The following is a 23560-nucleotide window of genomic DNA, read 5'->3' on the forward strand; positions in this document are numbered from 1 at the left end:
CCTCAGCCGCCGAGCGACAGGCGGGGCTTGGGGGCGTCCGTGCGGCCGGTCTGGGGACGGCGGCTGCCTGCCCGGTAGGGGACGGGCCAGGCGACGCCGGGACCCTCGTAACCCTGCTCGGCGGCCGCGTGCAGGGTCCAGTGCGGGTCGTACAGGTGCGGCCGGGCCAGTGCGCACAGGTCCGTACGCCCCGCCAGGATCAGGGAGTTGACGTCGTCCCAGGAGGAGATCGCGCCGACAGCGATCACCGGGACGCCCACTTCCTGCCGGATGCGGTCGGCGAACGGCGTCTGGTACGACCGCCCGTACTCGGGCCGCGCCTCGGCCACCACCTGCCCGGTGGACACGTCGATCGCGTCGGCGCCGTGCGCGGCGAAGGCCCGGGCGATCTCCACCGCGTCCTCGGCCGTGGTGCCGCCCTCGGCCCAGTCGGTGGCGGAGATCCGGACGGTCATGGGCCGCTCGGCCGGCCACACCCCGCGTACGGCGTCGAAGACCTCCAGGGGGAACCTGAGCCGCTTCTCCAGCGAGCCGCCGTACGCGTCGGTGCGCAGGTTGGTCAGCGGGGAGAGGAAGCCGGAGAGCAGATAGCCGTGCGCGCAGTGCAGTTCGAGCAGGTCGAAGCCGGCCCGGGCGGCCCGCCAGGCGGCTTCCGTGAACTGCTCGCGGATGTCGGTCAGTTGGGCCCGGGAGAGCTGGCGCGGGGTCTGGCTGTCCGGCCGGTACGGCAGCGGGGAGGCGGCCACCAGCGGCCAGTTGCCCTCGGACAGCGGCTCGTCCTTGCCCTCCCACGGCAGCTTCGTGGAGCCCTTGCGGCCGGAGTGTCCGAGCTGGACACCGATCATGGTGCCGGGTGCCCGGGTGTGCACGAAGTCGGTGATCCGCCGCCAGGCCTCCGCCTGCCGGCCGGTGTAGAGGCCGGTGCAGCTGGGGGTGATCCGGCCCTCCTCGCTCACGCACACCATCTCGGTCATCACCAGACCCGCCCCGCCGAGGGCACGGGAGCCGAGGTGGACGAGGTGGAAGTCGCCCGGGACGCCGTCCACGGCCGAGTACATGTCCATCGGGGACACGACGACCCGGTTGCGCAGGGTCAGGCCGCGCAGCCGGAACGGCGTGAACATCGGGGGCGTGCCGGGCGGGCAGCCGAACTCGTGCTCGACGGCCTCGGTGAAGCGGGCGTCGCGCAGCCGGAGGTTGTCATGGGTGACGCGGCGGCTGCGGGTGAGCAGGTTGAAGGCGAACTGGCGGGGCGGCTGGTCGAGGTGCAGGCGGAGGTTCTCGAACCATTCGAGGCTCGCCCGGGCGGCGCGCTGGGTGGAGGCGACGACGGGTTTGCGCTCCTCCTCGTACGCGGCCAGCGCGCTCGGTACGTCGGGCTGTTCCTCCAGGCACGCCGCCAGCGCGAGCGCGTCCTCCACGGCGAGCTTGGTGCCGGAGCCGATGGAGAAGTGGGCGGTGTGGGCGGCGTCACCGAGCAGGACGACGTTGCCGTGCGACCAGCGGTCGTTGACCACCGTACGGAAAGTGGTCCAGGCCGACTTGTTGGAACGCAGCGGCCTGCCGCCCAGCGCGTCGGTGAAGATCTTGGCGCAGCGCTCGACGGACTCCTGCGGGTCGGCTTCGTCGAATCCGGCCGCCCGCCACACCTCCTCGCGCATCTCGACGATCACGGTCGAGGCGTCGGCCGCGTACGGGTAGCCGTGCAGCTGCATCACGCCGTGCTCGGTCTCGGCGATCTCGAAGCGGAAGGAGTCGAAGGGGAAGTCGGCGGCGAGCCAGATGTAGCGGCAGTGGTGTGCGGCCACATGGGGGCGGAACACATGGGCGTAGGTCTCGCGGGTGGTGCTGTTGACTCCGTCGGCGGCGATGAGGACGTCGTTGTTCTCGGCCAGCCAGTCGGCGTCCGGCGCCCGGGTACGGAAGCGGAGCTCCACGCCGAGGGTGCGGCAGCGGTCGTGCAGGATCTCGAGAAGTCGCCGTCGGCCCAGCGCGGCGAAGCCGTGTCCTCCGGAGGTGTGGCGGATGTTCCGGTGGACGATGTCAATGTCGTCCCAGCGGACAAAGTCGCGTTGCAGGGCCTCGTAGACCACCGGGTCGGCGTGTTCGATGCCGCCCAGGGTTTCGTCGGAGAGGACTACTCCGAAGCCGAAGGTTTCGTCGGGGGCGTTGCGTTCCCAGACGGTGATGTCGCGGGTTGGGTCGAGGCGCTTGAGCAACGCTGCCGCGTACAGGCCGCCTGGGCCTCCGCCGATGATCGCGATGCGTTGGGGGTGGCCGGTCGTCGCGGGCGGCTGCGGGTTGTCTGTGGCTGGTCGCGCAGTTCCCCGCGCCCCTTGGTTCCTCAGGTCGGCTGCCATCGTTACCGTCCCTGCCATTTCGGCGGGCGCTTCTCCGTGAATGCCGCGTGAAATTCCGCGTAGTCCTCGCCGTTCATCAGCAGTGCCTGGGTCGAGGCGTCCAGTTCCACCGATGCGGCCAAGGGCATGTCCAGTTCCGCCGTGAGGAGGGCCTTCGTCTGGGCGTACGCCAGAGCCGGGCCGTCGGCCAGGCGGCGGGCCAGGGCGAGCGCCGACTCGTCCACTCGGCCCTCCTCTGTCAGCTCGCTGATCAGGCCGATCCGCTCGGCCTCGGGGGCCCGTACCGGCTCGCCCAGCATCAGCAGGCGGGTGGCGTGGCCCAGGCCGACCACCCGGGGCAGCAGGTAGGCCGCGCCCATGTCGCCGCCGGAGAGGCCGACGCGGGTGAAGAGGAAGGCGAAGCGGGCCGAGGGGTCTGCCACCCGGAAGTCAGCGGCGAGGGCCAGTACGGCGCCCGCGCCGGCCGCCACGCCGTGCACGGCGGCGATCACCGGGAACGGGCACTCCCGGATCGCGCGGACCACCTGACCGGTCATCCGGTTGAAGTCGAGCAGCTGGGCGGTGTCCATGGCGAGGGTGGCGCCGATGATCTCGTCCACGTCGCCGCCGGAGCAGAAGCCGCGCCCTTCGCCGGCCAGCACCAGGGCGCGGACCGACCGCTCCCGGGACAGCTCGGCGAGCAGGTCGCGCAGGTCGGCGTAGGCGCCGAAGGTGAGGGCGTTGAGTTTGGCGGGGCGGGCGAGGGTAACGGTGGCGACCCCGTCGGCGAGCTCGACCCGCAGGTGTTCCCACTCGGGGGTGCGGGCGGCGGAGCCGGTGAAAGGACTCATGACGTGCGGCCTCCTAGGGGGGCGGTGCCTCACGTTGCGCTACCCCAAGAAGCTATCACCTCTTTGTGACTGTCGTCACGAGGGCGCGACAGCACTCCCCGGTACGGCCGAGTCCCGTCACGTGCGTCACCGATCGTCCACAGCGCGGTAACAGTGGGCACGGCCGGGCGAGGCGGGGCGTTCTGCGGGGTAAGCCGCCCGGTACCGGGGCCGACGGTCCCGCGCGGTGCCCGACGACGGCTCTCTGTGGCCGGGCCCGTACCATTCCTGAGGTTGAAAGCAGGACAGCCTGCTCCATGAACGGACTCGCCTTGTACGAATGCCCCACCGAATCGGCCTCCTGGCGCATCGCGCTGCCGCACACCGCCGCGGCGGTGCCCGTGGCGCGCGCCCTGGTCCGGACGGCCCTCGCCGAGGTGGAGCACGCGGCCGACAGCGACACCGCCGAGCTGCTCACGGCCGAGCTGGTCGCCAACGCGGTGGAGCACGCCGTCGGGCGCGGCCCGATAGAGCTGGTGGTGCAGCTGCTGCCGACCGGCTGCCAGGTCGAGGTGCACGACCCGGACCCGGCGCCGCCCGGCCATCTGACGCGTCCGGTGATCGAACAGCCCGACCCCTGGCAGGAGGGAGGGCGCGGCCTGCTGCTGATCCGCGCCCTCAGTTCGTCCTGCGGTCACCGCCCGACCTCGTCGGGCAAGGCGGTGTGGTTCAGACTGCCTGCAATTCCGGGTCAGCGGCGTCCGGCGTGACCTCGGGGGTCTGCCGGGCCAGCGTGGAGTGCCGGCGGCCGTAGGCGAGGTAGACGAGCAGGCCCACCACGAGGAACACGGCGAACTGGATCCAGGTCTGCCAGCCGGTCTCGTACATCAGGTACAGGCAGAAGCCGACGCCGAGCAGCGGGCCGACGGGGTAGAGCGGCACCCGGAAGCTGCGGTCGAGGCCCGGCTCGCGGCGGCGCAGGGCGATCACGGCGATGTTGACGACGGCCATGATGGCGAGCGTGCCGATGGTGCACAGGTTCATGACGGCGTCGAGGGAGGCGAAGGCCGCCGGAACCGCGAAGACGACCGCGACGATCAGCGTGCCGGCCACCGGGGTGGAGGTCTTCGGCGACACCTTCTCGAAGACGCGCGGGATCAGTCCGTCCCGGGACATCGACATCAGGATGCGGGTCTGGCCGTACATCACCGCGAGGACGACGGAGGCGATGGCGACGACCGCGCCGAAGGCGATGACCCCGCCGCCGACGGCCGAGCCGGTGACCTCGTTGACGACGTAGGACAGGGCGGCGGGACGGCCGGCGACCTGGTCGCCGCCGATGGCGCCGATCGCGGCGAGCGCGACCGCGCAGTACAGGAGGGTGACCAGGCCCATGCAGACGAGGATGGCGACCGGGATGTCCCGGCGCGGGTTCTTCGCCTCCTCGCCGGCCGTGGTGATCGCGTCGAAGCCGATGTACGAGAAGAACGCGGCGGTGGTGCCCGCACCGATGCCGCCGAGGCCGGCCGGGGAGAACGGGGTGAGGTTGCCGTCCTTGAAGGCGCTGTAGCCGATGGCGCAGAAGGCGAGCAGGATGACGAGCTTCACGGCGGCCATGGCGGCGGTGGCCCGGGCGCTCTCGCGCACCCCGCGCACCAGCAGCACGGAGGCCATGGCGATGACGATCACGGCGGGGAGGTTCACGATCCCGCCGTCGCCCGGACCGGCGGAGAGCGCGGCCGGGAGCTGCCAGCCGGTGAGGCTGTGCAGGAGTTCGTTGACGTACTGGCTCCAGCCGACCGCCACGGCCGAGATGGAGATGCCGTACTCCAGCAGCAGGCACCAGCCGACCAGGAAGGCGGTGGACTCGCCGAGGCCCGCGTAGGCGAAGGAGTACGAGGAGCCGGAGACCGGGATCGCGCCGCCCAGCTCGGCGAAGGAGAGGGCGGTGAAGATGCAGGTGATCGCGGCGAGCACGAAGGAGACGACCACGGCGGGCCCGGCCTGGGCGACGGAGTCGGAGAGGCCGACGAAGATGCCGGTGCCGACGATGGCGCCGACGCCGAAGCAGATGAGCTGGAAGAGGCCCATCGTGCGCTTCAGACCGTGGCCTTCGCGGTCGGCGCCGGATTCGGCTATCAGCGCGCCGGGGGACTTGATGCGGGGAGCGGGCATGCGGGTGGTGCTCGTTTCTGGTGGTGCGGGCGACCGTCGTACGGTCGCGGCGGCGGCCACGGCTGGGGTGGTGCCGGGCCGCCGGACAGGATAAGGCCTGGTGAGGTGGGTCAGGCAACGCTGTGTGACGCGCCCGCCAGAGTGGCCACGAGGACCGCCTTGATCGTGTGCATCCGGTTCTCGGCCTCGTCGAAGACGACGGAGTGCTCGGACTCGAACACCTCGTCGGTGACCTCCAGCTCGGTCAGCCCGTGCCGCTCGTGGATCTCGCGGCCGACGGCGGTGCCGAGGTCGTGGAAGGCCGGCAGGCAGTGCAGGAACTTCACCCGGTCGTTGCCGGTGGCGCGCAGCACGTCCATGGTCACGGCGTACGGGCCGAGCAGCGCGATGCGCTCGTCCCAGACCTCCTTGGGCTCGCCCATCGACACCCACACGTCGGTCGCGATGAAGTCGGCGCCGCGCACGCCCTCCTTCACGTCGTCGGTGAGCGTGATCCGGGCTCCGGTGGCGGCGGCGAGCTGCCGGGCCACCTCGACGATCGTCTCGTCCGGCCACAGCACCCGGGGCGCGACGATCCGGACGTCCATGCCGAGCAGGGCGCCGGTGACCAGGTAGGAGTTGCCCATGTTGTAACGGGCGTCGCCGAGGTAGGCGAAGGCGACCTGGGCCAGGGGCTTGTCGGTGTGCTCGGTCATGGTGAGCACGTCGGCGAGCATCTGGGTGGGGTGCCACTCGTCGGTGAGGCCGTTGTAGACGGGGACCCCGGCATAGGTGGCCAGCTCCTCGATGACACCCTGGCCGTGTCCGCGGTACTCGATGCCGTCGAACATCCGGCCGAGGACGCGGGCGGTGTCCTTCACGGACTCCTTGTGCCCGATCTGCGAGCCGGACGGGTCGAGGTAGGTCGTGGCGGCGCCCTGGTCGGCGGCGGCGACCTCGAACGCGCAGCGGGTGCGCGTCGAGGTCTTTTCGAAGACCAGCGCGATGTTCTTGCCGCGCAGGTACTGCGTCTCGGTCCCGGCCTTCTTGGCGGCCTTCAGCTCGGCGGCCAGCTCGACCAGGCCGCGGAACTCCTCCCCGGTGAAGTCCAGCTCCTTGAGGAAGTGGCGGCCGGCGAGGGCGGTCGGGACTGTCGCCATGGGGGCGCTCCAGGGGTACGGATGAACGGGCTTTTGGAATTCTATACGACGTTTAGCATTTCTATACAGTCGCCCAGGGTCTGCTCCGTCACACCGCTTCCCGTTCGACGGGACAGCTCATACAGCGGGGGCCGCCCCTGCCCCGCCCCAGCTCACTGCCCGGGATCTCGATCACCTCGATGCCCTGCTTGCGCAGGTGGGTGTTGGTGGTGGAGTTGCGCTCGTAGGCAACGACGACGCCGGGTTCGACGGCGAGCACGTTGCAGCCGTCGTCCCACTGCTCGCGCTCGGCCGCGTGCACGTCCTGGGTGGCGGTCAGCACCCGGATCTCGCCGAGCCCGAGGGCGGCCGCGATCGCCCGGTGCATGTGCTCCGGAGGATGGTCGGTGACCTTCAGCTCGCGCTCGCCGACGCCCGGTTCGATGGTGTACGAGCGCAGCATGCCGAGCCCGGCGTACTGGGTGAAGGTGTCGCCGTCGACCATGGTCATCACGGTGTCGAGGTGCATGAACGCCCGCCGCTTGGGCATGTCGAGCGCCACGATCGCACGCGCGGAGCCGGCCGCGAACAGCTTGTGCGCGAGCATCTCCACGGCCTGCGGGGTGGTGCGCTCGCTCATGCCGATGAGCACGGCGCCGTTGCCGATCACCAGGACGTCGCCGCCCTCGATGGTGGAGGGGTAGTCGGCCTGTCCGCGGGACCAGACATGGAACGTTTCGTCGCGGAACAGCGGGTGGTGCCGGTAGATCGCCTCGAAGTGCACGGTCTCGCGCTGCCGGGCGGGCCAGCGCATGGCGTTGATGGAGACGCCGTCGTAGATCCACGCCGAGGTGTCGCGGGTGAAGAGGTGGTTGGGCAGCGGGCGCAGCAGGAAGTCGTCCAGGTCCATGACGTGGAAGCGGACGGAGGTGGGCTCCGCGTGGGCGTCCAGGAACTCCCGCTTGGTCATGCCGCCGACCAGGGCCTCGGCCAGCTCGCCGGGGTCCATCCCGTCGAAGGCGGCGCGCAGGTGGTCGGTGGCGAGGGGGCCGTACTCCTTCTCGTCGAAGACCCGGTCGAGGACGAGGGAGCGGGCCCCGGGGATCGCCAGGGTCTCGGTGAGCAGGTCGCCGAAGAGGTGGACGGCGACCCCGCGGTCGCGCAGGACGTCAGCGAACCCGTCGTGCTCGGCGCGCGCCCGGCGCACCCACAGCACGTCGTCGAAGAGGAGGGCGTCCTTGTTGCTGGGGGTGAGCCTTTTGAGCTCGAGGTCGGGCCGGTGCAGGATCACCTGGCGCAGCCGTCCGACCTCGGAGTCGACGTGGTATGCCATGACTCCATCCTGGCCACCTGCGCCCGCCTTCACGCGCTTCTCGGACGTTTCTGGCGGTTCCTGTTTTCGTCCCAGTGACGAGAAGCAGTCGCGGGCGCTGCCGGGCCCTGGGTCAGATCGCGGTGCAGGGCACGGGCCAGCGGCGGATGCGCGGGGGCAGGGCCACCGCCCAGCCGCCGGTGACCAGGGCCAGCCGCTCGGCCGCCAGCAGACCGGCGGCCTCCCGACCGGTGGGGTCCAGCGCGTCGAGGGGCGTGGGGTCGAGGAGCAGGTCGAAGGCGGCCAGGAGATCCGGGTGGTCGAGGGTGAGCCGGGCCGCCGTACCGGGTTCCCTGCGGTCCATGACCGTCACGAAGCCGGGACCACGCCGGTGGTAGAGCGCCCCGTGCGCGTACCCGGACCGCCAGGCGGCCAACTCCTCGTGATCGCCGGGCAGTTCGTCCGGCGGCGGCAGATGCCGCAGCGCACGGGCGTCGTACGACGGCTGCCCCGCCGCCCGCCAGCTCACCCGCAGGCCGAGGCCCGCGCACTCGCGCAGGAACCGCACCGCTTCCGCCGTGTCCCGCCCCTGCCCGCCGACGTCCAGCAGCCCGGGCACCTCGACCCGGCGGCCGGCGAGCCGGTGGGGCACGGCCGTGGGCAGCCCGCTCATCCGGCCGCCCCCGCGCCCTCGGGCAGGCGGACCGGCTCGCCCCAGGTGGGGAGGGAGACATAGGTGAGTCCGTCGCGGAACAGCAGGCCCAGGGACAGGGCGTGCCGGATCCAGGCGTCGAGAGCGTCGGCCGGCACGTCGTGGCCGCCCGCCGCCAGCAGCCGGTGCAGGGCGGGTACCGTACGCCCGTCCTCCAGGCGGCGCAGGGCCTCGGCCTGCCAGCCGGTGAAGCGGTGCGTGGCGGGCGGGCGGCCGCAGCGCCGGTCGACCACCAGCAGCTCCTCTCCGGCCTCCTCGAACAGCAGCCGGGAGTCCGCGTGTCCGGCCCGCCACGCGGCCACGGCGTCCTTGAGCCACTGCTCGACCGGGCCGGTGATGCCCGCGTCCTCGCTGTCGAACAGGTAGACGAGGTCGGTGAGTTCGTCCGCGGGCAGGTCGTAGACGTGCTGGTACAGCTCGGCCGGGCGGCGCTTGCCGAAGCCGAGGGCCGGGTCGGTGAAGTGGGGGCTGAAGCGCTCCAGCTGGATGCGGTGGGCGCCGCTCGGCGGCTGGAGGTGGACCAGGGCGGGGAGCTGGTCGATGACGGGCGTGTAGTCGTCCGCCGTCTCGCCGGGGAAGCCGTAGAGGAGGTTCCAGGAGCAGGTCAGGGCGTGGTTCTCGCACTCGCGCAGGGTCCGCACGTTGCGGGCGCCGGTGACGCCCTTGTCCATGAGGTCGAGGACCCGGCTGCCCAGGCTCTCGATGCCCGGCTGGATGTGCACCGTGCCGGATTCGCCGAGGAGGCGGAGCTGGCCGGGGGTGAGGTTGGACTTGACCTCGTAGTGCAGCCGCAGATCCCAGCCGCTCCCGGCGACGCGGGGCAGGAAGTCGCGGAAGTAGGCCATGTCGATGATGTTGTCGACGGTGACCACGTCGAGGAGGCGATGGCGGCGGACCAGCCGGCCGATCTCCTCCCACAGCCGCTCGCCCGGCTTGGCGCGGAAGGCCATCGCGGAGCCGTTGAGCCCGCAGAAGGTGCAGTGGTGCTTCTCGCCCCACCAGCAGCCCCGGGCGCCCTCGACCACCAGCTTGGGGTGGACGTACTCCTGCACCGGGGAGGCGTCCAGGGCGGCCTGCCACTGGTCGTAGTCGGGCGAGGGTATGTCGGCGGGCGCCACGGTCCGCCGGGTCTCGGTGTTGGCCCGCGATATGTGGCCGTCCCACCAGCACAGGCCGGGCACGTCCACCGGCACGGTGCCCTCGTCCAGGTGCCGTAACAGGGCCGGGAAGGCGTACTCGGCCTCGCCGCGCACCACATGGTCCACGAAGGGGTGGTTGCGGTGCAGGGCGTGGCCCATGGGCCCCTCGCAGTTGCCGCCGCCGAGGACCACCGTCAACTCGGGCTTTCGGCACTTGAGTTCGCGGGCCAGCGCGAGGGAGGGCACGTTCTGCATGAACGTGGTGGTGAACCCGACCACGTCGGGCTCGGCCGCCAGCACCTCGGTGGCGCAGGCCGCGACGAACTCGGCGGCGTAGGGGCGCATGGCGACGGCGGTGTCGATGAGGACGTCCCGGTCGGCCGCGTAGTCCCGCAGCCGGGCCAGCCCCCAGCCCGGGTCGTCGTACAGGACGCCGGAGAAGACCCAGTCGCCGAGGCCGTGGAAGATCCCGTCGCTGCCGACCGCCACACAGTCGCCCGGCCGCAGCCGGCCCCCGGAGCGCTCCAGCAGGAACTCCGCCCAGCGCAGGGAGCCGTGGAACTCGGTCACCCGGTCGGCGGGGCGGGCCTGCCGCACGATCCGGTTCAGCAGGCCCAGTTGCAGTGAGGGGAGGTCGAGGGGATGCCAGGGCATCGTGACCAGGTGAACACGCATGCTCAGCGGGTCGGCCGCTTCTCCAGGATCGCCGGCCGGCGGCTGGTGCTCTGCTCCTCGCGGACCACGATCTTTCTGATCTCCATGTCGCCCTCTCCTCCGTGCGCGCGAACACCCTTGTGCCGCACGGCTGTCCACCATATGGACAGATGTGTGTGTGACACAAGGGTGTTCTGTGCCGGTCTACAGGCGCGGGTCCACCGGCTCCGACTCCAGGGCGAGCACCCCGAACACCGCCTCGTGCACCCGCCACAGCGGCTCCCCGTCCGCGAGCCGGTCCAGGGCCTCCAGGCCGAGGGCGTACTCGCGGATCGCGAGCGACCGCTTGTGGTTCAGGAACCGCTGCCGCAGCTTGGCGAGGTTGTCCGGCCGGGTGTACTCGGGGCCGTAGATGATCCGCAGGTACTCGCGGCCCCGGCACTTGATGCCGGGCTGGACCAGGCGGCCCTCCGGGCTGCGGACCACCGCGCCCACCGGCTTGACGACCATGCCCTCGCCGCCCCGGCCGGTCATCTCCAGCCACCAGTCGACGCCGGCGCGGACCGACGCCGGGTCGCCCGTGTCGACGTACAGGCGCCGGGTGGTCTGCAGCAGTCCGGTGCCGTCGTGCTCCACCAGCCGGTCGATCAGGGCCAGTTGCTCGTCGTGTGGGAGCGCGGCGAGGCTGCGCCCGCGGGCGGCCAGGATCTGGAAGGGGGCCAGGCGGACCCCGTCCAGGCCGTCGGTGGTCCAGCAGTAGCGGCGGTAGGCGTCGGTGAACGCGGCCGCGTCGGCCGCGCGGTCACGCTGCCGGTCCAGCAGGCCGCCCACGTCGGTGCCGCGGGCCGCGGCGGCCTCCAGCGCGGCGAGCGCGCCCGGGAACACCGCGCCCGAGGCGGCACCCACGGCCGCGTACTGGCTGCGCAGCAGGCCCGAGGCCTTCAGCGACCAGGGCATCAGCTCGGCGTCCAGCAGCAGCCAGTCGCCCGCGCCGGAGGCGCTGTCGGATGCAGCCAGCTCCTCCCACAGGCCCGCGTCCCCGACGGCCGAGCGCAGGCGGCCGAGGATCTCCTCGGTCACCTTCCCGTCGTCGAAGAACGGCCGCCCGGTACGGGTGTAGAGGGACCCCGTGGGCCCGTCCACGCCGAACCGCTCGCGCGCCGCGTCCGCGTCCCGGCACACCAGGACCACGGCGCGCGAGCCCATGTGCTTCTCCTCGCACACGACCCGCGCGACACCGTCCGCCGCGTACTGCGCGAACGCCTCCACCGGGTGCTCAAGGTAGCCCTCGACCTGCGAGGTCGCCGTCGGTGCCATGGTCGGCGGGAGGTACGGCAGCAGGCGCGGGTCGATCGCGAAGCGGCTCATGACCTCCAGCGCTGCGGCCGCGTTCTCCTCGCGGACCGCGACCCGGCCCGCGTGCCGGGTCTCCACGGCCCTGCGGCCGTGCACGTCCGCCAGGTCCAGCGGCCGCCCGTCGTGCCCGCCGGGCGCCTCGCTGCGCAGCGGCTTGGCCGGCTCGTACCAGACCTGCTCGGCCGGTACGTCGACCAGCTCGCGCTCCGGCCAGCGCAGCGCGGTCAGCTTGCCGCCGAAGACGGCACCGGTGTCCAGGCAGATGGTGTTGTTGAGCCAGGTGGCCTCCGGGACCGGGGTGTGGCCGTACACCACCGCCGCGCGGCCCCGGTAGTCCTCGGCCCACGGGTAGCGCACGGGCAGCCCGAACTCGTCGGTCTCGCCGGTGGTGTCGCCGTACAGGGCGTGCGAGCGGACCCGGCCGGAGGTGCGGCCGTGGTACTTCTCGGGCAGACCGGCGTGGCAGACGACCAGCTTGCCGCCGTCGAGGACGTAGTGGCTGACCAGCCCCTCCAGGAAGCGGCGCACCTCCGCCTCGAACTCCTCGCTCTCGCCCTCCATCTGCGCGATGGTCTCGGCGAGCCCGTGGGTGTGCTGGACCTTGCGGCCCTTGAGGTAACGGCCGTACTTGTTCTCGTGGTTGCCCGGCACGCACAGTGCGCTGCCCGACTTCACCATCGACATCACGCGGCGCAGCACGCCCGGGGAGTCCGGGCCGCGGTCGACCAGGTCGCCGACGAAAACGGCGGTACGGCCCTCGGGGTGCACGCCGTCGGCGTAGCCCAGCTTGGCGAGCAGCGCCTCCAGTTCCGCGGAGCAGCCGTGGATGTCGCCGATGATGTCGAAGGGGCCGGTGAGGTGGGTCAGGTCGTTGAAGCGCTTCTCGGTGACGACGGTGGCGCCGTCGACCTCCTCGACTCCGCGCAGGACGTGCACCTTGCGGAAGCCCTCGCGCTCCAGGTGCCGCACGGATCGGCGCAGTTCGCGGATGTGGCGCTGGATGACCCGGCGGGGCATGTCGGCGCGGTCGGTGCGGGCCGCGTTGCGCTCGGCGCACACCTCCTCGGGCACGTCGAGCACGATGGCGATGGGCAGCACGTCGTACTTCTTGGCCAGCTCGACGAGCTGGCGCCTGCTGTCCTGCTGCACGCTGGTGGCGTCCACGACGGTACGGCGGCCGGCGGCCAGCCGCTTGCCGGCGATGTAGTGCAGGACGTCGAAGGCGTCCCTGGTGGCGCTCTGGTCGTTCTCGTCGTCGGAGACCAGACCGCGGCAGAAGTCCGAGGAGATGACCTCGGTGGGCTTGAAGTGCCTCCGGGCGAAGGTGGACTTGCCGGAGCCGGAGGCGCCGACGAGCACCACCAGGGAGAGGTCGGTGACGGGGAGGACCCGTCCCTTGTTCTGCGTCTCGGTCATGCTGCCTTCGCCTCCTTCTCGGTCTTCTCGGACTTCATCGTGAATGCGGCCATCTGCGTGGGCGGCCCGACCTCCGGGTCGTCCGGTCCGACGGGGACGAACTCCACGTTGTAGCCGTGCCGTTCGGCGACCGTCGCCGCCCAGGTGCAAAACTCCTCGCGGGTCCACTCGAAGCGGTGGTCGCCGTGCCGGACGTGGCCTGCGGGCAGGGTCTCCCAGCGGACGTTGTACTCGACGTTCGGGGTGGTCACGAGGACCGTCTTCGGGCGTGCGTGCCCGAAGACGGCGTACTCCAGGGCGGGCAGCCGGGGCAGGTCGAGGTGCTCGACGACCTCGCTGAGCACGGCCGCGTCGTAGCCCTTGAGCCGGTTGTCGGTGTAGGCGAGCGAGCCCTGGAAGAGACGCACGCGGGCCGCCTGCCGCTCCCCCATGCGGTCCAGCTTCAGCCGGCGCGAGGCGATGGCGAGGGCCCGCACGGAGACGTCGACGCCGACGACCTCGGTGAACCGCTCGTCCTTGAGCAGTTCGTGCACCAACTGGCCCTGGCCGCAGCCGAGGTCGAGGACCCGGGCGGCACCGGACGCGTGCAGAGCGGCGACGATGGCCTCGCGGCGCTGCACGGCGAGCGGGGTCGGCTTCTCCTCCGCCTCCGTCTCCTCCTCGACCGCGTTGTCGATCGCCTCGACCTCGCTGTCGTCGGCCTCGGCCAGGCGCACCAGCTCCAGCCGCTCCATCGCCTGCCGGGTCAGCGACCAGCGACGGGAGAGGTAGCGGCTGGTGATCAGCTTCTGCTCCGGGTGCCCGGGCAGCCAGCCCTCTCCGGCCCGCAGCAGCTTGTCGACCTCGTCGGAGGAGACCCAGTAGTGCTTGGCGTCGTCGAGGACCGGCAGCAGGACGTACAGGTGGCGCAGTGCCTCGGCGAGGGTCAGTACCTCGGACTCGAGGACGAGGCGGACGTACCGCGAGGCACCCCACTCGGGGAACTCGGTGTCGAGGGCGACGGGTTCGGCGGTCACCGCCCAGCCGAGCGGTTCGAAGAGCCCCCGTACGAGATCGGGTCCGCCGCGGGCGGGCAGCGCGGGTACCTCGATACGCAGCGGCAGGGGCGCGGCGGCCCGCTCCGGGCGGGCGTTGCACACGCCCCGCAGGGCGCTGGAGAACACGGCGCTCAGGGCGACTGCCAGCAGCGAGGAGGCCGCGTAGGGGCGGTCGTTGACGTACTGCGCGAGTGCCGCGTCGGGTGCTCCGCCGCGGCCCTTGCCCTTGCCCCGGCGGACCAGCGCGACCGGGTCGACCTCCAGCAGCAGCGCGGCCGTGCAGCGCTCGGCGTCCGCGTGCGGGTAGAAGACGTGCGCGGTGCCGTAGGAGGTGGAGAAGGTCTGCGCCTTCTCGGGGTGCTTGTGCAGCAGGAACCCGAGGTCGGTGGCCGGGAGGGCGGCGGTGCCGCTCGTGGATATCGTCAGGAACACGTGTCCCAGTCTCCCGGGTCGCTACCGCCCTGACCACCTGTTTTCCCATACGGCAGGTGGGCGGGGGCCGTCGGGCACGGCATCCTGACGGCATGAGCATGCCTGTATGCCCCCGGTGCGGTCAGGGGCTGAGCGCGTTCCAGGTCTTCCGCACGCGCAACCGGTGGGGCAGAGCCGGGCCCCGGCCCAGAGACGAGCTGTGGTGGAGGTGCGCCGGCTGCGGATGGCTGGGCTTCCAGGAGCGCGGGAGCGACCGTCTGCGGCCGATGCGCCACCTGGAGGGCGACGACGGCGACTGCCCCTTCTGCGGCGGCGAGGAGAGCACCGTGGTGAGCGAGCCGTGGCAGGCGGAGGGCGAGACGCGGGACTGGAGCGTGTGCCTGGAGTGCGGCACCAGCAACCAGCGCCGCGTCAGGATCAGGTGAAGTCCGAGTACGCGAGACGGGTGTCGCACACCCGGCAGCGGAACAGGTACGCGGTCGGCGGGCCGTCCGCGTCGAGCGCCCCGAGGTACTCCTCGACCCGCTCGGGGAGCCAGCCCCACCCGGTGCACTCGCGCCGCAGCGTCTCCACCGCGTCCGGGAAGTGCGCGAGCTCCCCCGCCCCGGCCGGCTTCAGGAACTCGGCGCCGTCGCCGCAGTGCGTCAGCCAGCGCGGGGACTGCCAGGCCGGGATGCCGGGTGTGCGTTCCAGGATCTCCCGGGCCGCCTCGCCCGGGACCTCGCCGTCGATGAGGTCGTTGAAGGTGGCGCCGTAGCGTTCGGCGGCCTTGCCGAAGGCGATGCAGTACGGGCAGATGCCCTCGTCCGGCGCCTCGGCCCCGTACACCGGCCCCGTGTACACCCAGCCGCGCTCCTGTCCGCAGCACACGCACGGCTCGTCCGTCGGCGCCACCACCCCGGCCAGCGAGTGGTAGGGGAACCGGGGCAGGAGCGGCCGCTGCCGGGGCTCCGGCACGGGGCGGACGACCTGCTGGATCGCCCGGCCCGTCCAGGCGCTGGGCGGCACGACGATCGCGCGGGCACGCAGGTCGTCGTCGGGCAGGTGACGCCGGTCGTGCTCCCGCTGCAGCAGGGCGGGACGGTCCAGCGGCATGACCACGGCGCCGGTGCGGCGGGCGAGTTCGGCCACCTTGTCGAGGATCAGGCCGAAGGAGAAGTGGACGAAGGACAGGCTCGTGGCGTCGCCGTACACCTCCGCCTCGCCGCCGTCCGGGGCCCGCAGGTTCCACCCCTCGGGCAGGCCCCGGCCGGGCATGCCGCCCACCGTGACAGGGCCCAGGACCTCACGGATCACCGCCTCCTTCATCGGAACCGGCTCGCCGTCGCGGAACTTGAACACGTACAGGGGGTAGCTCATCGCTCTCCTTCGCCCGCGCCCGCCCGGGCCCGGCGCTCGGCCGCGTACCCGTTCGCCACCACGAGCGCGATCGAGGCCAGGCCCAGCACGGCGACCAGCGTGTTGATCCAGGTGTAGGCAGGGCTGCTCGGGTAGGTGCCGCCGTCGTCCAGAACGCAGTCGAAGCGCAGCGGCAGCCAGGAGGCCGTCTGCCCGACGAGGTGGCCGGCCCGGTGGTCGTCGCGGCAGTCCTGGGACGGTGTGGAGTCCGCGCCGGACGAGGACTCGTGCACGGCAAAGGCGACCGCCCCGGCGCCGAGCACATAGAGGATCACCGCGCCCGAGCCGGTCATCCACGCGGACCAGCGCAGCAGATCCGACCGCCAGTCCGGCCGCCGGCCGGGCAGGGCGGCGGAGACGAGTTTGACGGCGACCGCGATCAGCCAGACCGGGACGGCGAAGACGGCGGGAATGCACAGCAGGGCGAAGAACGTGCCGGGCAAGGAATCGTCCATCGGACGAGATCACCAGGAGCCGGTGGGCATGGCTGTGGTGGAGGCCATAGTTCCGGTCACAGGACCGTCACAGGTCGCACGGCCCCCTCTCAGACCGGAGGGGGCCGGTGGACAGGTGGGGTGTCAGGTGGGGTGTTACGACAGCTGCGACTGGACCTGGGAGGAGATCAGGTCCAGGTGGTCGAGGTCGTCCAGGTCGAGGATCTGGAGGTAGATCCGCTGCGAGCCGGCCTCGGCGTACCGGCCGATCTTGTCGACCACCTCGGCCGGAGAGCCGGCCAGACCGTTGGCCTTCAGCTCGTCCACCTCACGGCCGATCACCGCGGCCCGCCGGGCGACCTCCTGCTCGTCCCTGCCCACACACGCCACCAGCGCGTTGGAGTACGTCAGAGCGTCCGGCCTGCGGCCCGCCTCCTCGGCGGCGGCGCGCACCCGGCCGAACTGCCGCTCACTGTCCTCGATCGAGGCGAACGGCATGTTGAACTCGTCCGCGTACCGGGCCGCGAGGCGCGGGGTGCGGGCCGGGCCGTGACCGCCGATGAGCACCGGGATCTTCTCCTGGGCGGGCTTGGGCAGCGCGGGCGAGTCGGTGAGGTCGTAGTACGCGCCGTGGAAGTCGAAGGTCTCGCCGGTCTTGGTCGCCCACAGCCCGGTGACGATCTCCAGCTGCTCCTCCAGGCGCGCGAACTTCTCCTTCGGGAACGGGATGCCGTACGCCCGGTGCTCCTCCTCGAACCAGCCCGCGCCCAGGCCCAGTTCCACCCGGCCGCCGGACATCTGGTCGACCTGGGCCACCTGGATGGCGAGCACGCCAGGCAGGCGGAAGGTTCCTGCGGTCATCAGGGTGCCGAGGCGGATGCGCTTGGTCTCGCGGGCCAGGCCGGCCAGGGTGATCCAGGCGTCCGTGGGGCCGGGCAGGCCGTCGACACTGCCCATGCGGAGGTAGTGGTCCGAGCGGAAGAACGCATCGAAGCCGAGGTCTTCCGTGGCCTTCGCCACGGTGAGCAGGGTGTCGTAGGTCGCCCCTTGCTGGGGCTCGGTGAAGATTCGAAGGTCCATACATCTATCCTGCACGGCGCACGCCCCGTCAACCTCATTGGTACCGCCGGGCGCGGCCGTCCCCGGTCGGGTGAAAATCGGGCACCGTGCGCGCGGGGTCCCGGCGGGCCAGTGACCGGCAACGGCGGTGATCGTTGGGCCGTCGGTGCCGGACCGTCCGACACCCGCGCCGGACGGTGGTCGCCGTCGCGCGTCATCGCCCCGGTCCTCCCCGGGGCCGGGGGCCGAGGAGGCCGTCATGTCCGAAGAGTCCGTTCCCCCACAGGATGGCTCCGCCGGTCAGCCGAAGGGGTTGCTGGAGCAGATGGAGGAGCTGATGGCGGCGTTGAACGCGGATCTGTCGGCGCTGGACGCGGACTTGCAGTCGGCCGGAGGGTCGGGGTGGGCTTCGGCCGAAGAGAGCGAGCTCGGGTGAGGCGCCGTTGCCCTGAGGGCCGCCTCCCCCGGACCTCCGCCTCGGCCTGAACGGCCTCGTCCTCGAGCGCCGGACGGGCTCGGTTCCGTGGTGGTTGTCTCACACGCCGGTCGGGCTGTCCTCCGCGTTCTGAGGTAACACCTCCTCGCGCGCCGCCAGCTTGCGCAGCATCTCCAGGACCCGGTCCCGGGATTCGTCCGCGGCGTCGATGGCCTCCATGCACTGCCAGTACGTCGTCTCGTCGGCCGCGGCGCTGGCCATGCCGACCAGGGCCATGCCGACCTCGCCGAGCAGGCCGCCGAGGCTGAGCAGGGTCTGCCGGGCGTCGTCCAGCTCCGTGAGCTGGGCGGCGCGCAGGTCTCCGGGATCGAGTTCCGGAGGGTCCAGGACGCCGCAGCCGCGACCCGCCAGCTCGGTCAGCCCCAGCGCCTCGCCCCGCAGCTCCGGCGGGCCGGACACCGCGAGGCGGCTGCCGATCGCCTGGGCCAGAGCCTGTGCCTGCCACACCTCCGCCATGATCTCGGGCGTGTCGGCGCCGCCCGCCAGCGCGCGCCTGCTCGTCACTATGAGTCGCACTGCTTCCATGCGCTGCCCCCGTCCCGTCTGTCGTGCCTGCTCGCACGGCCGTCTGAACTCCCTTGTCCACTACCCAGAGTGAGGGCCTATGGGACGAAAAGCCAGAGGAAGATGGAAATTTATGGACAACAATTCGGATTCGGCAGGGATTTTGACTACCAAGCGTGACAATGAAGTACGACAGTCCGGCCGTTGACGTCGCGTCTGCGCGTCAGGGGGTGTCGTCCGGTCCCGGTGCCGGGAAGCGGTGTTCGTTGCGGTCGATCTTGGCCGACAGGGCGGTCAGCGGGTCGATGCCGAGGACCTCGCAGAGCTGGAGGAGATAGGCGAGGACATCGGCGACCTCGTCCGTGACACGGTGCGCGGTGCCGGGGTCGTCCATCACGCGGGCCGACTCCTGCGGGGTCAGCCACTGGAAGATCTCGACGAGTTCGGAGGCCTCCACACTGAGGGCGGCCACGAGGTTCTTGGGGGTGTGGTAGGGCTGCCAGTTGCGCGCTGCGGCGAACTCGGCCAGCCTGCGCTGGAGTCCGGCCAGGTCAGGGTGTTCCGTCACAGGTTCAGGTGTACCACTGTGACGCCCAGCGTCCTCGTGGCCCACGAGGCGTCGCTCACCGCGCCCACGCAGCGGATGTGCCCGCGCTCGCCCATCCGGGCCGCCGTCCGCAGGAGTTCCAGGCGCTGGCGGGGGTCGAGGCCGCGGTCGAAGCCGTCGGCCAGCACGGTGAGGCTGCGCAGGGCGTCGGGCACCTCGCCGGGCGCGTCCACGTCCAGGACGCCGGGTCCGGTGAACAGCACCAGCGCCAGCGCGACGAAGCGCAGTTCGCCGTCGCCGAGCCGGGCCAGCCCGGTGCGGAAGCCGTCGCCGCGGTCGAGCAGCGCCCGGACCGTGCCGTCGGCCAGCGGCTCGGCGACCAGGTCGGCCACCGGGCCGGCGCAGCCCGCGCGCAGCGCCTCGACCAGCTGGGCGTGCCGGCGGCCGCACTCGAACCGGGTGCGCCACACGACGTCGGCGACGTTGTCACAGCCGGGCATGAGCCGTCCCGAACCCGTCGGAACGGGGATGCGCATGTACTCGGGGCGCGGGTCGCAGGCGAACACGGAGCGCAGGGCGACGACCATCTGCTCGGCGGCGGCGAGCACCCGCCGCTGCCCGTCCGTCTTGCCGGCCACCCTGAGCGGCAGCAGGGCGGTGCCGAGCCGGTCGTCCGGCAGCGGAGCACGGGTGACCGGCGCGGAGCCCGCGGTGTGCCAGGCGGCCTGTACGGCCCGGCGTCCCGGATCGCGCAGGGCCGTCTCCAGCAGGACCACTCCCTGCGCCGTCAGCCGCTCGCCCACGATCCGCAGCTCCGGCTCGGCCTGGACGGCCACGTCGAGCCGGACGGGCCCCTCGGCGCCGTCGGCCGTGCACCCGATCCGGAACCCCCGCCGCCCCTCGCCGTCGGGCCGCGCCCGCTCCGGCACACAGGCGACCGGGTCCGGGAACACCTCCGCGAGCGGCGCGCCTCCCCCGAGCCGCGCGAGCGCCTCGTACGCACGGAGCGCAGTCGACTTCCCGGACCCGCTGGGCCCGGCGAACAGCGTGACGGCGCTCAGCGGGAACGCGGCCCGCCGGTGCCCGGCGAACGCGGACAGCCTGAGCTCGGTGATGCGCGCGCGCAGGTCGACGGGGGCGCCGGGGGAATCAGCGGCGGGTCCGGCTGACGGGAGGGGCGCGGAATGCCCGTGCCCCGACACCTCGACGGCCTGGGGCGGCCTCGCGGGCAGGAGGTCGTCGCAGGGCCCTCCCGGTTTCGGTACCCGCATCGAGGGACGGGCCGACTGCGCCGGCAGGGCGGGCGCGGGGGGCGTCGAAGGAGCGGCGGTCACGGAGGCCCCGGACGACACGGAGGGCTCGGCGGACGCGGAAGGCACGGGCATATGCGGACGGTAGGTCTCCGCGCGACGGGTGAACCGTTTTGTCCACCGGGCCTTCCTACGATCGGGGGACTCAGGGGGCAGCGGCGCACTGCGTCGGCCGCCGTCCTGCGCCGCCGGGGCCCTCGGCGTTGACGGCGAGGTGCTCGCCCTCGCGGGGCGGCCCCCGGCAACGGCGCCCGCGCCGTGACGGACGGCCGGGCCCGTCCCCCGGCCCGCGCCGCACCGCCCCCGGTCTCAGCCGCCGGAGACCCCCGCCCCCTCCATCAGCCCGCTGACCTCCGTGCCGGGCGGGGTCAGCAGGAACACGTTGCGGTCGACCCGGTGCATCCCGCTGCCCAGGCCGAAGACGACGCCGGTGCTGAAGTCGAGGACCCGCTTGGCAACGTCGCCCTCCGCTCCGGACAGGTCGAGCAGGACCGGCGCCCCGGCCATCAGCGTCTCGGCGACTTCCCTGGCGTCCGCGAAGACATTGACCCTGAGGACGACGAACCGGCGCCGGGTCTCGGTCTCCGCGTCCGGCAGCGAGCGGTGGTTCACCGCGGACGGCCACGCGTCCCGGCCCCGCAGCGGCACGACCTGGGCGAGCCCCTCCCACTGTTCATCGGTGACGTCGTAACGGCTCACCGGCTCCCCCCGACCTGACTCGCACTCAATGCCTGCACCAGCCAATTCTTACGCCAAGTCACCCGTTCGGCCCAACAGCGACACGATGTGCGACCGGCTCGTCCGCCTCCCTTCCGCTCCACCGCGGGGCACATGTACGAATACGCCCCGTTCTTACCGCCCTCACACCTGAATCTTCACCCCCGGCCACATCCCGCTCACCGGCTACCGTTAGCGTCCGGTGCCGTGCACTTGGCAGAAACACAGCAGGTGACGCCCGGCCGGCGGACGCAGTCGGCGGTGTCCGCCGCCCCCGGAGCCCGCGCGGCAGCCGCGGCGGCCCCGGAGGCTCCCGCGCAGTGGCACCGTGTCCTGACCCTGCTCGCGGACGTGAGCCTGTTCATCGGCACCCGCGCGGTGTGGAACCAGGCGGCCTCCCACCAGCTGGTCCTCGCGGCGGTCATCTCCGTCTGTTACGTCTCGATCCTGATCAGCGGTGTCCTCGCCCTGACGGTCCGGCGGGCGCGCTCGCTGGCCCGCCTGGACCTGGTGGTGCTGCTGACCGCGATCACGCTCGTCCTGTGCACCTGGGCGCTGAACCACGCAGGCGGCGACGAGGCGGTCCTCACCTCGCAGGCCGCGCGGGAAATGGTGGCCGGGCACCCGATCTACGGGCAGCCGTGGCCCTGGCTGTTCCACGCCAAGGGCGTCGCGCTGACGGCGACGATAGACGGCGGTTACGACCTCACCTACGGCTATCCCCCGCTCGCCCCGCTGCTGACCGCGCCCCTGCTGTGGGTGGGCCACGGCGGCGACCCGGCGACCGCGGCGGCGACGCTCGCGCTGATCGCGGGCGCGGTGGTGCTGTGGCGGATGCTGCCGGTGCCGTGGCGCTCGGCGGCGACGATGGTCTGCCTGGGCTTCAGTTTCCTGCCGATGTACGCCCGCCAGGGGTATCCGGCGATCATCGCCATGGTCCTGCTCGTGCCGGTGGTGGTGGGCTGGCCGCGGATCGGCAGCGGTGGCCGGCTCGGCGCCGCCGGGATCGCGCGGGCCGCGTGCCTGGGTGCCGCCTGCGCGACCCAGCAACTGCCCTGGTTCGTGACACCGTTCCTGCTGGCCGGCATCTACGCCGTGCGTCGCGGGGAGCTGGGCGGGCGGGCGGCCTGGGCGGTGGTGCTGCGGGTCCTCGGAACCGCCGCGACGGCCTGGCTGCTGCTCAACGCGTACTTCATCGTCCACGAGCCGGGCCCCTGGCTCGGCGGGATCGCCCTGCCGCTGACCCAGGGCGCGGTGCTGCACGGCCAGGGCCTGGTGGACATCTCCCTGTACTTCACGCACGGCAGCGACCGGCTCGACTGGTACGGCCACGCGAGCATGCTGCTCGCCGCGGCGCTGCTCGCACTGTTCGTGCTCTTCGTACGGCGGCTGGGCCCGGCGGCGACCGTGCTGCCCTGGTGTGCCTTCTACCTGGCGACCCGCTCCCAGGACGGCTACTACCTGATGATGACGCCGCTGTGGCTCGCGGCAGCGGTCACCGTGCCCCTGTCGGACTTCTCGCGTGCCTGGCAGCCGCGCCCCCGGTGGCTCACCGGCCCGCGCCGCCGCCCGGCGCTGGTGGGCGCGGTCGTGCTGCTGGTGCTGCCCGCGCTGGTGAGCGCGACCCTGGCGGTGTCGGGCCGGCCGCCGCTGCGGATGGACATCACGGGGACGCGGCGGGCCACGGCGCACTCGCTGTCGGCGCTGACCCTGCGGGTGACCAACACCGGGAGCGACCCGCTCACCCCGCACTACATGCTCACGACGGGCCAGGGCATGAGCAAGTACTGGTCCCTGAAGCACGGTCCGGCCACGATCCCCGCGCACACCACGGCGACCGTGGAACTGCGGGCGCCCTCAGGCGGGTTCCCGCTGCCCGCCAAGAAGAGCGCCCACATCCGGCTGCGTGCCTTCACGGCGAGCCCGCAGACGCTCTCCACCCTGGACGTACGGCCCGCCGAGCTGGGCGTCAGGCCGCCGCACGCGTGAACTTCAGCGCGGCCGTCACCGTGGTCAGGCCGCGCATCATGCCCAGCTGGTTCCAGGTCACCCCGAACTGGTCGCGGTCCACGGTGAACTCTGCCTCCAGGGCGAGCACCTCGGCCGTCGCCGAGGTCAGGCGCGCGGTGAGGTCCAGCGGCCGGCTGATGCCCCGCACGGTCAGCTGACCGGTGACCCGGACGCCGTCGCCGTCGACGCGGTCGGCGCCGCGGACGGCGAAGGTGATCTCCGGGTGGTTGCCGGCGTCCAGCAGGTCGGCCGAGCGCAGGTGGGTGTCCCGCTTGGCGTTCCTGGTGTCCAGGGAGGCCACCTCCAGGGTCACGGTGCCGGTGGCCGAGCCGTCGGCGTGGACCTCCCCCTGGCCCGTGACGGCGGTGAACGTGCCCTTGACGGTGACCAGGCCCCAGAAGGTCTTGTGCCGCAGGCCCACGGTGGTCGCGGCCGGGTCGAGCTGCCAGGTGCCTGTTTCCACGGCGACGGTCATGGCCGTCCTCCTGTTCGGTGACATCGATCTGTTCGGCGGAGCGGATGGTTCAAATTTGGATGACCTCACGCTAGCCCAATATCCAAATTT

At 72.2% G+C, this 23560-nt stretch carries 22 protein-coding genes; 4 read left to right on the forward strand and 18 right to left on the reverse strand.

All coding sequences use genetic code 11. The features are described from left to right. Window positions 1-2: 2 nt before the first annotated feature. Window positions 3-2378: a bifunctional salicylyl-CoA 5-hydroxylase/oxidoreductase gene (locus tag AQI88_RS26790; RefSeq protein ID WP_079057823.1), complete on the reverse strand. Its 2376-nt coding sequence runs from the start codon at window positions 2376-2378 to the stop codon at window positions 3-5. Then, window positions 2363-3190, reverse strand: a complete 828-nt coding sequence (locus AQI88_RS26795) for an enoyl-CoA hydratase family protein (protein ID WP_067003975.1) — start codon at window positions 3188-3190, stop codon at window positions 2363-2365. The genes AQI88_RS26790 and AQI88_RS26795 overlap by 16 nt, the downstream gene beginning before the upstream one ends. 296 nt (window positions 3191-3486) lie before the next feature. Between AQI88_RS26795 and AQI88_RS26800 the strand changes: the two genes are divergently transcribed. Next, window positions 3487-3939, forward strand: coding sequence for an ATP-binding protein (locus tag AQI88_RS26800; RefSeq protein ID WP_067003976.1), 453 nt, complete (start codon window positions 3487-3489; stop codon window positions 3937-3939). On the opposite strand, the gene AQI88_RS26805 is transcribed toward AQI88_RS26800, so the two are convergent. From AQI88_RS26805 to AQI88_RS26835, 8 genes are all read right to left on the reverse strand, one after another. After that, a complete protein-coding gene (locus AQI88_RS26805) occupies window positions 3899-5344 on the reverse strand; it encodes an amino acid permease (protein WP_067003977.1) in 1446 nt (481 codons plus the stop codon). The two genes, AQI88_RS26800 and AQI88_RS26805, sit on opposite strands and share 41 nt — an antisense overlap. 110 nt (window positions 5345-5454) lie before the next feature. Then, window positions 5455-6483, reverse strand: coding sequence for an ornithine carbamoyltransferase (gene argF, locus AQI88_RS26810; protein ID WP_067003979.1), 1029 nt, complete (start codon window positions 6481-6483; stop codon window positions 5455-5457). An 88-nt stretch (window positions 6484-6571) separates the two neighbouring features. Beyond that, the gene (locus AQI88_RS26815; RefSeq protein ID WP_067003981.1) at window positions 6572-7795 is read right to left on the reverse strand and encodes an arginine deiminase; all 1224 of its coding nucleotides are present in this window, start codon (window positions 7793-7795) and stop codon (window positions 6572-6574) included. Between the two features lie 112 nt (window positions 7796-7907). Continuing rightward, the gene (locus AQI88_RS26820; RefSeq protein WP_067003983.1) at window positions 7908-8447 is read right to left on the reverse strand and encodes a DUF5825 family protein; all 540 of its coding nucleotides are present in this window, start codon (window positions 8445-8447) and stop codon (window positions 7908-7910) included. Then, on the reverse strand, window positions 8444-10300 hold the full coding sequence (locus AQI88_RS26825; RefSeq protein ID WP_067003985.1) for a RiPP maturation radical SAM C-methyltransferase: 1857 nt from the start codon (window positions 10298-10300) through the stop codon (window positions 8444-8446). Before AQI88_RS26825 ends, AQI88_RS26820 begins: the two co-directional genes overlap by 4 nt. A gap of 2 nt (window positions 10301-10302) precedes the next feature. Beyond that, window positions 10303-10428: a hypothetical protein gene (locus AQI88_RS48560; RefSeq protein WP_279616571.1), complete on the reverse strand. Its 126-nt coding sequence runs from the start codon at window positions 10426-10428 to the stop codon at window positions 10303-10305. Window positions 10429-10483: 55 nt separating this feature from the next. Continuing rightward, window positions 10484-13051: a polynucleotide kinase-phosphatase gene (locus tag AQI88_RS26830; RefSeq protein WP_067003987.1), complete on the reverse strand. Its 2568-nt coding sequence runs from the start codon at window positions 13049-13051 to the stop codon at window positions 10484-10486. Continuing rightward, on the reverse strand, window positions 13048-14520 hold the full coding sequence (locus AQI88_RS26835; RefSeq protein WP_067003989.1) for a 3' terminal RNA ribose 2'-O-methyltransferase Hen1: 1473 nt from the start codon (window positions 14518-14520) through the stop codon (window positions 13048-13050). Before AQI88_RS26835 ends, AQI88_RS26830 begins: the two co-directional genes overlap by 4 nt. Window positions 14521-14612: 92 nt before the next feature. Here AQI88_RS26835 and AQI88_RS26840 point away from each other — a divergent pair, with 92 nt between their 5' ends. Further along, complete coding sequence (locus tag AQI88_RS26840; protein ID WP_067003991.1) at window positions 14613-14945, forward strand: hypothetical protein; 333 nt, start codon at window positions 14613-14615, stop codon at window positions 14943-14945. Here the strand turns inward: AQI88_RS26840 and AQI88_RS26845 are convergent. From AQI88_RS26845 to AQI88_RS26855, 3 genes are all read right to left on the reverse strand, one after another. Then, complete coding sequence (locus AQI88_RS26845; protein ID WP_244184338.1) at window positions 14938-15879, reverse strand: CbrC family protein; 942 nt, start codon at window positions 15877-15879, stop codon at window positions 14938-14940. The genes AQI88_RS26840 and AQI88_RS26845 overlap by 8 nt on opposite strands. Continuing rightward, the gene (locus AQI88_RS26850) at window positions 15876-16373 is read right to left on the reverse strand and encodes a hypothetical protein (RefSeq protein ID WP_067003993.1); all 498 of its coding nucleotides are present in this window, start codon (window positions 16371-16373) and stop codon (window positions 15876-15878) included. The genes AQI88_RS26845 and AQI88_RS26850 overlap by 4 nt, the downstream gene beginning before the upstream one ends. 135 nt (window positions 16374-16508) lie before the next feature. After that, the gene (locus AQI88_RS26855; RefSeq protein WP_067003995.1) at window positions 16509-17432 is read right to left on the reverse strand and encodes an LLM class F420-dependent oxidoreductase; all 924 of its coding nucleotides are present in this window, start codon (window positions 17430-17432) and stop codon (window positions 16509-16511) included. Between the two features lie 238 nt (window positions 17433-17670). On the opposite strand from AQI88_RS26855, the gene AQI88_RS46740 reads away from it, so the two are divergent. Beyond that, window positions 17671-17847, forward strand: coding sequence for a hypothetical protein (locus tag AQI88_RS46740; RefSeq protein ID WP_167357477.1), 177 nt, complete (start codon window positions 17671-17673; stop codon window positions 17845-17847). 99 nt (window positions 17848-17946) lie between these two features. Here the strand turns inward: AQI88_RS46740 and AQI88_RS26860 are convergent, their stop codons facing one another. From AQI88_RS26860 to AQI88_RS26875, 4 genes are all read right to left on the reverse strand, one after another. Next, the gene (locus AQI88_RS26860; RefSeq protein ID WP_167357478.1) at window positions 17947-18432 is read right to left on the reverse strand and encodes a DUF6099 family protein; all 486 of its coding nucleotides are present in this window, start codon (window positions 18430-18432) and stop codon (window positions 17947-17949) included. 202 nt (window positions 18433-18634) lie between these two features. Next, window positions 18635-18979 (reverse strand): nucleotide pyrophosphohydrolase, encoded by a 345-nt coding sequence (locus tag AQI88_RS26865; RefSeq protein ID WP_067003997.1) that lies wholly within the window; start codon window positions 18977-18979, stop codon window positions 18635-18637. Beyond that, window positions 18976-20343 carry an AAA family ATPase gene (locus tag AQI88_RS26870; RefSeq protein ID WP_244184340.1) on the reverse strand — a complete coding sequence of 456 codons (1368 nt, stop codon included), beginning with the start codon at window positions 20341-20343 and terminating at the stop codon, window positions 18976-18978. Before AQI88_RS26870 ends, AQI88_RS26865 begins: the two co-directional genes overlap by 4 nt. A gap of 234 nt (window positions 20344-20577) precedes the next feature. After that, window positions 20578-20967 carry a cell division protein SepF gene (locus AQI88_RS26875; protein ID WP_067003999.1) on the reverse strand — a complete coding sequence of 130 codons (390 nt, stop codon included), beginning with the start codon at window positions 20965-20967 and terminating at the stop codon, window positions 20578-20580. Window positions 20968-21192: 225 nt separating this feature from the next. On the opposite strand from AQI88_RS26875, the gene AQI88_RS26880 reads away from it, so the two are divergent. Next, a complete protein-coding gene (locus tag AQI88_RS26880; RefSeq protein ID WP_398696883.1) occupies window positions 21193-22974 on the forward strand; it encodes a hypothetical protein in 1782 nt (593 codons plus the stop codon). Here AQI88_RS26880 and AQI88_RS26885 read toward each other — a convergent pair. Next, window positions 22955-23470, reverse strand: a complete 516-nt coding sequence (locus tag AQI88_RS26885; RefSeq protein WP_067004004.1) for a YceI family protein — start codon at window positions 23468-23470, stop codon at window positions 22955-22957. The two genes, AQI88_RS26880 and AQI88_RS26885, sit on opposite strands and share 20 nt — an antisense overlap. Window positions 23471-23560 lie beyond the last annotated feature (90 nt).

This window comes from Streptomyces cellostaticus (assembly GCF_001513965.1).
In the GTDB taxonomy this organism is placed as follows: Bacteria; Actinomycetota; Actinomycetes; order Streptomycetales; family Streptomycetaceae; genus Streptomyces; species Streptomyces cellostaticus.

Coding starts and splice junctions, on each gene's coding strand:
- AQI88_RS26860 (WP_167357478.1), bottom strand. CDS start 18,432: ATGGAAGCAGTGCGACTCATAGTGACGAGCAGGCGCGCGCTGGCGGGC.
- AQI88_RS26830 (WP_067003987.1), bottom strand. CDS start 13,051: ATGACCGAGACGCAGAACAAGGGACGGGTCCTCCCCGTCACCGACCTC.
- AQI88_RS46740 (WP_167357477.1), top strand. CDS start 17,671: ATGTCCGAAGAGTCCGTTCCCCCACAGGATGGCTCCGCCGGTCAGCCG.
- AQI88_RS26815 (WP_067003981.1), bottom strand. CDS start 7,795: ATGGCATACCACGTCGACTCCGAGGTCGGACGGCTGCGCCAGGTGATC.
- AQI88_RS26850 (WP_067003993.1), bottom strand. CDS start 16,373: ATGGACGATTCCTTGCCCGGCACGTTCTTCGCCCTGCTGTGCATTCCC.
- AQI88_RS26845 (WP_244184338.1), bottom strand. CDS start 15,879: ATGAGCTACCCCCTGTACGTGTTCAAGTTCCGCGACGGCGAGCCGGTT.
- AQI88_RS26870 (WP_244184340.1), bottom strand. CDS start 20,343: ATGCCCGTGCCTTCCGCGTCCGCCGAGCCCTCCGTGTCGTCCGGGGCC.
- AQI88_RS26825 (WP_067003985.1), bottom strand. CDS start 10,300: ATGCGTGTTCACCTGGTCACGATGCCCTGGCATCCCCTCGACCTCCCC.
- argF (WP_067003979.1), bottom strand. CDS start 6,483: ATGGCGACAGTCCCGACCGCCCTCGCCGGCCGCCACTTCCTCAAGGAG.
- AQI88_RS26885 (WP_067004004.1), bottom strand. CDS start 23,470: ATGACCGTCGCCGTGGAAACAGGCACCTGGCAGCTCGACCCGGCCGCG.
- AQI88_RS26855 (WP_067003995.1), bottom strand. CDS start 17,432: ATGGACCTTCGAATCTTCACCGAGCCCCAGCAAGGGGCGACCTACGAC.
- AQI88_RS26790 (WP_079057823.1), bottom strand. CDS start 2,378: ATGGCAGGGACGGTAACGATGGCAGCCGACCTGAGGAACCAAGGGGCG.
- AQI88_RS26795 (WP_067003975.1), bottom strand. CDS start 3,190: ATGAGTCCTTTCACCGGCTCCGCCGCCCGCACCCCCGAGTGGGAACAC.
- AQI88_RS26800 (WP_067003976.1), top strand. CDS start 3,487: ATGAACGGACTCGCCTTGTACGAATGCCCCACCGAATCGGCCTCCTGG.
- AQI88_RS26840 (WP_067003991.1), top strand. CDS start 14,613: ATGAGCATGCCTGTATGCCCCCGGTGCGGTCAGGGGCTGAGCGCGTTC.
- AQI88_RS26805 (WP_067003977.1), bottom strand. CDS start 5,344: ATGCCCGCTCCCCGCATCAAGTCCCCCGGCGCGCTGATAGCCGAATCC.
- AQI88_RS26820 (WP_067003983.1), bottom strand. CDS start 8,447: ATGAGCGGGCTGCCCACGGCCGTGCCCCACCGGCTCGCCGGCCGCCGG.